Origin of the sequence: Capnocytophaga canis, from assembly GCF_000827555.1 — a bacterium.
Lineage (GTDB): Bacteria > Bacteroidota > Bacteroidia > Flavobacteriales > Flavobacteriaceae > Capnocytophaga > Capnocytophaga canis.
The window spans coordinates 84,308-94,140 of sequence record NZ_CDOI01000148.1; the positions used below are offsets into that span (position 1 = coordinate 84,308).

Sequence of the window (9,833 nt, forward strand, 5' to 3'; positions counted from 1 at the left end):
GCCTGATTGCTTCTATTTTTCTTTTTAGACTTTGCTCTATTTGTTGCTTATTCTTTTACTTTAGTTCGCTCAAAGCCTTCTCTAATCTTGGGAGAACGTCCTTAATATCTTGCAAAGAACATCCACCTGCAGAAGCTCTAAACCAAGGCATTGTTCGGCTATTTCCAAAGGCAGAAAACGGAACTAATGCCATTCCTGCTTCCTTAATAAGGTAGAAAACCAAGTCAGTAGTATCGTTAAGTTTGTCGCCTTTTGGTGTAGTTTTCCCAACATAATCTAACTGAATGGTCAAATACAAAGCTCCCATCGGACGAATACTCTCCACCGCATATCCTTTTTGTTTCAATACTTGAATGCCTTCGTGCAGGGTTTCTAAACTATGTTTAATCTTTCCTTTGAAATCATTTACGAACGTGTCAACCGCTTTTGTATCAGTAAGGAACTGAGCCATAGCCTGTTGTTCAGGTTTTGGAGCCCACGCCCCAACGTGCGTAAGTAGAGCCGCCATCTTTCCGATGATTTCCGAAGGACCAAAAGCCCAGCCCACGCGAACGCCCGTAGCCGCAAAACATTTGGAAGAACCGTCAATAAATATGGTATAAGGCTTCATCTCAGGGACTAAACTTACCGGATTAAAGTGTTTTTCTCCGAAGGTAAGCATTGCATAAATTTGGTCATACATCAAGTAAAGGGGCTTTTCGTCGGCTCCACGTTTGCGGTTTTCTTCCACAATAAGTTCGCAAATTTCTCTGAGTTGATGCTCGGAAAACATCGTTCCTGTCGGATTAAGTGGCGAACAAAGTGCTAACAGAACGGCATCTTTCAGGTGCGGACGTAGCTCTTCTGCCGTAGGTAAGAAGTTGTTTTTAGGCTTAACTTCTAATTCTATTTTCTGAGCAGAATTCAAATACGCGTAGTGATTGTTATTCCACGAAGGTACGGGATAAATCACTTTATCGCCCTCATCTACAATGGTTTTAAAGGTTGCGTAAATCAACGGACGCGAACCTCCTGCGATAAGAATATCTTTCGCCGAGTACTCCAATGTGTAACGTTGTTTGAGGTCTTTCGAAACATTTTCCCGAAGCGAAAGGATACCACTCGCAGGAGGATAGTTCGTAAGATTATCAGCATACGCTTGTTGAATTCCTTTTTTAAGCTCATTGGGAATGGGATAAATATTCGAATCCAAATCCCCAATGGTTAAATTTGTGATTTTTTCGCCTTTTGCTTTGAGGTCGTTTACTTCGTTTCCAATCTTTACAATCTCAGAACCGATTAAATTTTGTGCTAATTTTGATACTTTCATAATGTTTTTACATTAAAATTTATTCAATGAAAACTAAGTTTTTTTATATTTTTATGTTTCTGTTATAAACATCTAATGTTTAAAGTTGCTTTGAGTTTTCTAAGCCCGAACGGATATGAATGTCACGTTGCGGGAAAGGTATTTCGATGTCATGTTTAGCGAATTCCTCAAAAATAATGTAATACAATTCACTTTTGAGTACTACAGGTTTCTGTATGTAAGTAGATGTCCATACAACTAATTCAAAATTGAGGGAATTATCTCCATACTCTACAAACCAAAGAGCAGGAGCAGGTTCTTTAAGTACTCCATGGTGATCATTAGCTATCTTTAGAACGATATCTTTAACTTTTTGCGGATTTTCTTTGTAAGAGACCCCAATCGGATAATGAAAACGAACCAATCTATCATTGTGCGACCAATTGGTTACATTGCCATTAATAAACTGAGAATTAGGTACTATTACCGAAATATTATCATTTGTGATGATTCTGGTGGAACGCATAGAAATAGCGACTACATCTCCTGAAATATCCCCCACTTGGATTCTATCACCTACCTTTATAGGTCGTTCAAACAAAATGATGATTCCTGAAATGAAATTATTAGTTATATTCTGTAAACCAAATCCCAAACCGACCCCCAAAGCTCCTAAAAGCCAACTAAACGCTCCTAATTCAAACCCTGCTGATTTAAAAATGAATAAGAATCCAAAGACTAAAATTAAGTATCTGATAATAGTAACAATAGCCGACCGATTTCCTCTCTCAGCAATACGAGTAGCAAAAAACCTGTATTCCAAAAAATGAGTCAGCCTTTTAGCCAGAAACACGAGTAGTACACTCGACACAATCAAATACACCAAAGTTAGTAACGTGAAAGTGCTACCTTTAATATCAAAGATAACAAAGTTCATTACTCCTTTCAGTTTTTCTAAAAAATCGAATGTTGTTTCTTTCATTTCAAATAGAAGTCATATAAATTATGGTGAGGTTTTTAGTAATCCCCTAATGTTTCAGGATTTTGTGCGAGAGCTTTGGCGAGTTGTTCATCATTCGGAGCTTTTCCGTGCCAAGCGTGAGTTCCCATCATAAAATCAACACCATTACCCATTTCGGTATGTAAAAGCACACATACTGGTTTTCCCTTGCCTGTCAACGATTTGGCTTTTTTCATTCCTTCCAAAACAGAAGTGATGTCGTTTCCTTTCTCAATATCAATTACTTGCCAACCAAAGGCTTCAAATTTAGCACGTAAATCACCTAAAGGCAGAACGTTATCCGTGCTTCCATCAATTTGCTTTTTGTTATAATCAACGGTAGCAATCAGGTTATCAACGCCTTTTCCTCCAGCATACATTGCAGCTTCCCAGATTTGTCCTTCTTGCAATTCGCCATCACCATGAAGAGTGTACACCAAATGCGTATCTCCGTTAAGTTTTTTGGTCAGTGCTGCTCCAATCCCAACTGAAAGCCCTTGCCCTAAAGATCCTGAAGCAATACGAACGCCTTCCAATCCTTCGTGTGGCGTTGGGTGTCCTTGCAAACGAGAATTTAGCAAACGAAACGTGTTTAATTCGCTAATAGGAAAATAACCTTTTCGAGCTAAAACGCTATAAAATACAGGGGAAATATGCCCGTTTGAAAGGAAAAAGAGATCTTCATTTTTGCCATCCATCTCAAAATTGGTGTTGATTTCCATCAATTCGTTATAGAGGCAAACTAAAAATTCAGTACAACCTAACGAACCGCCTGGGTGTCCTGAATTTACCTTGTGAACCATTCTTAAAATATCTCTACGCACCTGCGTAGTAAGGTCTGTTAACTGTTGAATATTTGACATTATTTATCGTTTTTGTATTTCTCGACAAATATAGTTTTTTTCATGGTTTATGCAAAAAGATTTAGAAAATATTTGACTTCAAAAATGGAGTCCAAACCACTGTATACAGGTATTATATTTGAACTTTGATACTTATCCTCTGTCAATGGATTAAATACTTTCTAATGTGTAGCGTGAGAAATTTGAGATTAAATCTCCAAGGTTTAATGATTAAAATAAAACATTGGGAGCATAGTTTAGTTGCCTCTTTAAATTTATTACAAGAAGAATCAAATCAACCTCAAAAACAAAAATTAAAATCCGTATCTTTGCCTACAAAAAATCTATTTATGAAAAAAAATACAACCGCAATTGCGTTTGCTACACTAATTTTTCTTTTTTTTGCAACCGCTTGTAAAAGCACAATAGAAGAAAAAGCAACAAAAGAGATGAAAAAAAACGAGAAAAAGGTAGTCTATCAGGTATTTACGCGTCTGTTTGGAAACACTAATACCTCCAACAAACCTTGGGGAACAAAAGAAGAAAATGGAGTTGGGAAGTTTTCTGATTTTACTGACAAAGCCTTAGAGGAAATCAGGGATTTAGGAGTTACTCACATTTGGTTTACGGGCGTCCCACATCATGCCTTAGTAAATGATTACACGGCTTTTGGAATCAGCAATGACGATCCAGAAGTAGTAAAAGGACGTGCAGGTTCGCCGTATGCTGTTAAAGACTACTACAATGTAAATCCCGACTTGGCAGAAAATCCTGAAAATCGATTACAGGAATTTAAAGATTTGGTAGAACGCACCCACAAACACGGATTGAAAGTCATTATTGACATTGTTCCTAATCACGTAGCAAGAAAATATGAAAGCGTTTCAAAACCCAAAGGCGTAAAAGGATTCGGAGAAGATGATGACACTTCGGTAGCATATCACGTAAACAATAACTTTTACTACAATCCAAACGAAACTTTCGAACTTCCAAACTATGCAACTGGCTACGAGCCTCTTGGAGGAGAAAAACATCCGTTGATTGACGGAAAATTTCATGAATTTCCTGCCAAATGGACTGGCAACGGTTCTCGAAAATCAAAACCAGATTTCAACGATTGGTATGAAACAGTAAAACTCAATTTTGGAGTTAGACCTGATGGAATTAAGGATTTTCCAGAACTTTCGGACGATTTCAACGATAAAAATCACCACGAACATTACCAATTTTGGAAAGATAAAACGGTTCCGAATACTTGGATAAAATTTAGAGACATAGCCTTATTCTGGTTAGATTTAGGAGTGGATGGGTTCCGTTTTGACATGGCTGAAATGGTTCCTGTAGAATTCTGGAGTTATCTCAATTCAAATATCAAAAATAAAAATCCGGAAGCTTTTTTATTAGCCGAAATCTACAATCCAAAAGCATATCGTGATTATATTCATAAGGGGAAAATGGACTATCTCTATGATAAAGTTCAATTGTATGACACCCTACGGGATATCGTTTCCTATGGCCGATCCACTGATGCTATTGCTCCTATCCAACACGAATTGGCGGACATTGCTAAAAATATGCTTCACTTTTTGGAAAACCATGACGAACAACGCATCGCATCACCAGAGTTCGCAGGTTACCCTGAAAAGGCAAAACCAGCAATGACAGTTTCAACGCTCATCAGCGATGCTCCAATTATGATTTACTTCGGACAAGAAGTAGGTGAAAAAGGAGCTGAAAAAGGTGGTTTTGGCAGTCCTTCCAGAACTTCTATTTTTGACTACGTTGGCGTACCTGCTCACCAGCGATGGATGAACAACAAACAATTTGACGGAGGACAACTATCTGACAATGAAAAACATCTGCGTGATTTCTACAAACGACTATTGCACATTCCCGTTACAGGATTTTACGCCGACATTCATAAATATAACCGCGAAAACACTGAATTCTATAACGATAAGGTCTACGCCTTTGTACGTGGCGATGAAGAAAATCAATGGATTATCATCGTTAACTTCAGTGAAAGCGATAGCTTTGGGTTCGATTTGCAAATTCCTCAGTTCATCATCGGAAGTTGGTTTTTAAATGACGGTAATTACTCCCTAACAGATGATTTATATCAAACAAAACAAACCACACTAAACGTGGCCAATGGCTTTGGAAAAATGCGGGTAGATATCGCTCCGCTGGAGTCACTTGTGTTTAAAGTGAAAAAATAGTGGTTAATCCTTTTGAAAATTACATACCACCACATGAAATCATTAAGAACTATCTCGACTTTTTACTGAAAAAGAACTCTTTCGAAAGTCGAGATGATTCTTTAAATAGTAAAAAATATGGAACAACATCCCAGAGGACACAAAAAGCTACTAAAAGCATGGATTTTTTACGATTGGGCAAACTCGGTATATAGTTTATCGATAGTATCGTCAATTTTCCCGATTTTCTACGGCTTACTATTCAAAATTGCCAATATAACTCACATTGATTTATTCGGATTTAGTGTTAAAAACACTGCAGCAATTACTTTTGTTACAGCTTTGGCTTTTTTGATAGTTGTAGTAATTTCACCCATTTTGAGTGGTATTGCGGACTACTTAGGGAAGAAAAAAACATTCATGAAATTTTTCTGCTATTTGGGGGCTATTTCTTGTATTGGTTTGTATTGGTTTTCATTAGAAAATATTTATTTTGGATTGCTATGCTATCTGTTCGGAGTCATTGGTTTCTGGGGAAGTATCGTCTTCTACAATTCCTATTTGCCAGATATTGCTTTGCCTGAACAGTACGACGAAGTCAGTGCAAAAGGCTTCATCATGGGTTATATAGGTTCGTGTATATTGCTGATATTCAACTTAGCGATGGTCATGTTTCCTTCTGTTTTTGGAATCGAAGGCTCTGAGGAAGAAGCTACCTTAACGGCAATGAAAATTTCGTTTGTAACGGTAGGCTTTTGGTGGATTATTTTCAGTCAGTATTCTTTCCGTCATTTACCTAATTTTGAAACTGACCGCAACAAATTCAGCAAACGATTTCTGTTGAATGGCTACAAAGAATTGCAAAACGTACAACAGCAACTCAAAGAAAACAAACTCCTAAAAACATTTCTTTTAGCATTTTTCGTATATAGCATGGGCGTACAAACTGTGATGCTTGTCGCTACCTACTTCGGAGAGCAAGAAATTCAATGGAAAGATACAGAAGAACGCACCATAGGATTGATAGTCAGCATTCTGATAATTCAATTAATAGCCATTGTAGGAGCAAAATTGACAGTTTGGAGCGTAAAAAAGATGGGGCAAATCCTCACTCTCATCGTATTAAACTGTGTTTGGATTTGTATCTGTTTGATTGCATATTGCATCTATTTACCTTGGCATTTTTACGCCACAGCCACCTTAGTAGGGTTGGTCATGGGAGGCATTCAAACACTTTCACGCTCCACCTATTCCACATATTTACCAAAAACAAAGGATACAACTTCTTTTTTCAGTTTTTACGACGTTTCAGAAAAGATTGGTATTGTTATCGGTATGGGAATTTACGGTATCATTGACCAAATGACCAACAATATGCGAAATTCGGTGGTATTTTTAGTCCTTTTCTTTGGAATTGGAGCCTTAATTTTATTCCAAATACACAAAAAGAAGTATTTTTCTAAAAAAAGCCAGTTTTAACATTTTAAATAGCATTTAAAAATTTGAATAACTAAAAAAAGTAATCGAAAATCCATAGATGCAAAATTCATAACAACACTTTCGATTGAAACATTTTTTAAACAAATGTTTGTTAATTAAAAAATATTTTGTAACTTGTGAGCCATAAAATTAAAAATCAATTTCTCATAAAAAAATGTTTTGAAAAGCCTATTAGTTATTGGGATTGTAGCTACAGACGGTTATGGAATTAATCAGAGTATCAATAAGGATACAACTGAATTGAATGAGTTAACATTAGCTAATCTGGAAGCACTGGCTGATGGGGAGAACGGAGGAGCAGGAACGAGATACAAAATTTGTTATAATGAATCTGTTGTTAAGGTTGGATTTACATATTATGATTGTTCTAATTGTAAGATAAAAGTTTATGATGAAAAAGGTAGAGGAAGAGTTAGTAAATGTTTTTACTAATTTGGATAAGCAGATGAATAATTAGAATTCTGTTTTTATTTTCAATTTATTTCGTCTATTTTATTTAGTTTGTAGCTTTAAACTTGAATAAAATAGACGAATTTATATGAGATAGAGTGTAAAAAAGAATGTTTTAAATTCAATAGAGTTTGTTTTTAGTTGTTTTAAAATTGAAAACATCTATCAGCGTAAAAATTTTTTATGAATATTTTGAGACTTTATGAGATAAAAACAAAATATAAAATTATCACAAATTGTTAAGTATAAATACTATTTTTTTTAATTACTATATGATACTAAATAGCATAAAATACGGAAGGGTTATATTGTTTCTTGTATTTCTTTCTTCGTGTAAAGAACAGACAAAAGGCAATTTGATACGTTTAGAAGATTTTCCGAAGAGACATTCTTTGGAGATAAACAAAATCATTAAAAATGAAGCTATTGGAGTGACCGCTGTATATACAACCAATGATTATTTTTTGTTACTCAAACGTAAAAGTGATTATTTTTTCGAAGTTTATTCTAAAAAAGATACTCTGAAAAAAATGGAATTGTGTTACAGAGGACAGGGTCCTATGGATTTTATAGCTCCACTTTATTCAGCACAATTTAAGGATAATGCTTTTTTTGTTTTCGACAGAGCGAAATCTGTTTTTTCAAAAATAAACATAGATAAAAGCATATTGGAAAACAAAATAGCAATAGACACTATGATTAACTTTTCTTCTGTATTGAATGTTCAAGCAAGAGATATGTTTGTTACAGAGGCAGGAAAATATCTATACAGTGAGGATTTTGAAGATTGTACTTACTATTTAATTGATGAAAACAAACAGAATAGAACAGGAATAGGCAATAATTATAAATTGGAATTATCAGCTGACAAACACCATCTATCACAGAAATTATCAACTTATAATAACAATAGATTTGCCTCTGTATATTTTTCTTTTCCAAAAATAGATTTTGCTTCGGTTGAATCAAAAAAAGTTTATAAGTCTGTCCATTTTCAAGATGAAATTGTAATTAAAGATGAAAAATTAGAAGAATATTTGCAAAATACATTCTTCGATGCCATTGACAGCACAGATGAGTATGTTTATTGTCTTTATAATGATTCAAGAAAAGAGCAAGATAATAGTATGATTCTCGTTTTTGATTGGGAAGCAAATCCTGTTTGCATATTTCACTTACCTAAATACTATACACACTTTTCTGTGGACAAACAAGGAAAATATATGTATTTAATAAATTGGGAAACAGAAGAAATTGCTGTATTTACCACAGATGAAGCTATTAATTGAATCCACCTACTTTTGAAGAACTGAACTAAAAATGATTTTTAAACTGTACACAATGAATAAATATTTTTTCTTACTCCTGTCACTGATTCTTTTTTCTTGCTCTAAAAAAGAGAGGGCTTCCGTCCTTCCTGAGGAAATTAAAGTTGAGAACGTTGAAAAAATTGAAAGAATCAAACTGAAGTCAAAAGTGTTGATTGATAGTATTTTAGGAGCTTTTAGCGTAGCTAATGACTCAAGGCATATTTTTTTGAGTACTCCTGAAAATACTGAATCCAAAAGCTTACTTCAAATTTTCAATAAAAAAGGAGTTTTAGAAGCCAGTGTATTAAACCGAGGTGGAGGGCCAAATGATGTAATCAATGCTCGAATCATTAAACAAAGAAACGAAAAAAATAGTTTATGGATAAACGATGTAACTTCTCGAAAGTTGAAATTGTTAAATGTTTCGGAATCAATATCAAATCAATCTGCAAAGATAGATCAGGTAGTTCGTTTTAACGAGGCTTCTGCCTACGCTTTTTTTATAAAAGATTCCCTTTTCGTATTGGAAACGATGAAAAATAGTAACTATTGGCTTACGTTTTTTAACCCTATAACCCAAACTACTGTTTTTGACAAACCTATATATCCAAACTCATCGAAGCATTTTACAGTTTTATACCAAAGTATTTGGGCTGCTAAAAGTGATAAAACTTGGATAGTTGGGGCTATGGAAGCCTTGAATCAAATAAATTTTGTTTCTTTGGTTGATGCCAAAAAATCGTTTTCAGTATCTTTGGGTTCAGCAACAGATGTTGAAAAGGCAATAGACAATGAAGGAGTGGTAAAACATGCCTATTATTGCGATGTTGCTACTACCTCCGAGTATATATTTGCTTTGAAATTAGACCAAGTGGAGGAAGAATCTTATGAAATTGCTAAGCCTGTTACGGTTGAAGTTCTTGATTGGAACGGAAAACCACAGTATGTTTTAGAAATTGATGAATATCTTTTAGATATTTCAGTAGATGAAGAGTTTAAAAAAATATACGGACTTGGTATTGATGGTACTGTATATGAATATGAATATGAATTGAACGGTATTTTGCAACACCTAAACAACTAAAAATCAAACAAATAGATAAAAATAACAAAATAATCTACGATTATAAACAAAAAAAATCTTCAAGCAAACTTGAAGATTTTTTTCTGTGGGTCCTACTGGATTCGAACCAGTGACCCTCTGCTTGTAAGGCAGATGCTCTGAACCAGCTGAGCTAAGAACCC

At 34.9% G+C, this 9,833-nt stretch carries 8 protein-coding genes and 1 tRNA gene; 5 read left to right on the top strand and 4 right to left on the bottom strand.

Going from position 1 to position 9,833, the window contains the following annotated elements:
- Positions 1-55: 55 nt before the first annotated feature.
- The 3 genes from CCAND38_RS06290 to CCAND38_RS06300 all read right to left on the bottom strand — a co-directional run bounded on the left by CCAND38_RS06290 (position 56) and on the right by CCAND38_RS06300 (position 3,151).
- The gene (locus CCAND38_RS06290; protein ID WP_042344407.1) at positions 56-1,309 is read right to left on the bottom strand and encodes a pyridoxal phosphate-dependent aminotransferase; all 1,254 of its coding nucleotides are present in this window, start codon (positions 1,307-1,309) and stop codon (positions 56-58) included.
- 79 nt (positions 1,310-1,388) lie between these two features.
- Positions 1,389-2,270, bottom strand: a complete 882-nt coding sequence (locus CCAND38_RS06295) for a mechanosensitive ion channel family protein (protein ID WP_042344409.1) — start codon at positions 2,268-2,270, stop codon at positions 1,389-1,391.
- Positions 2,271-2,305: 35 nt separating this feature from the next.
- Positions 2,306-3,151 (bottom strand): transketolase, encoded by an 846-nt coding sequence (locus CCAND38_RS06300; protein ID WP_042344411.1) that lies wholly within the window; start codon positions 3,149-3,151, stop codon positions 2,306-2,308.
- A gap of 428 nt (positions 3,152-3,579) precedes the next feature.
- On the opposite strand from CCAND38_RS06300, the gene CCAND38_RS06305 reads away from it, so the two are divergent.
- From CCAND38_RS06305 to CCAND38_RS06325, 5 genes are all read left to right on the top strand, one after another.
- Complete coding sequence (locus CCAND38_RS06305) at positions 3,580-5,349, top strand: alpha-amylase family glycosyl hydrolase (protein ID WP_042344425.1); 1,770 nt, start codon at positions 3,580-3,582, stop codon at positions 5,347-5,349.
- A 117-nt stretch (positions 5,350-5,466) separates the two neighbouring features.
- Entirely contained in the window at positions 5,467-6,807 is a 1,341-nt protein-coding gene (locus CCAND38_RS06310) for an MFS transporter (RefSeq protein WP_042344414.1), read from the top strand.
- Positions 6,808-6,987: 180 nt separating this feature from the next.
- On the top strand, positions 6,988-7,260 hold the full coding sequence (locus tag CCAND38_RS06315) for an NVEALA domain-containing protein (protein ID WP_042344415.1): 273 nt from the start codon (positions 6,988-6,990) through the stop codon (positions 7,258-7,260).
- A gap of 374 nt (positions 7,261-7,634) precedes the next feature.
- Positions 7,635-8,567, top strand: a complete 933-nt coding sequence (locus tag CCAND38_RS06320; protein WP_197063214.1) for a BF3164 family lipoprotein — start codon at positions 7,635-7,637, stop codon at positions 8,565-8,567.
- 52 nt (positions 8,568-8,619) lie between these two features.
- The gene (locus tag CCAND38_RS06325; RefSeq protein ID WP_197066333.1) at positions 8,620-9,672 is read left to right on the top strand and encodes a BF3164 family lipoprotein; all 1,053 of its coding nucleotides are present in this window, start codon (positions 8,620-8,622) and stop codon (positions 9,670-9,672) included.
- 86 nt (positions 9,673-9,758) lie between these two features.
- Here CCAND38_RS06325 and CCAND38_RS06330 read toward each other — a convergent pair.
- Positions 9,759-9,833, bottom strand: a tRNA-Val gene (locus CCAND38_RS06330).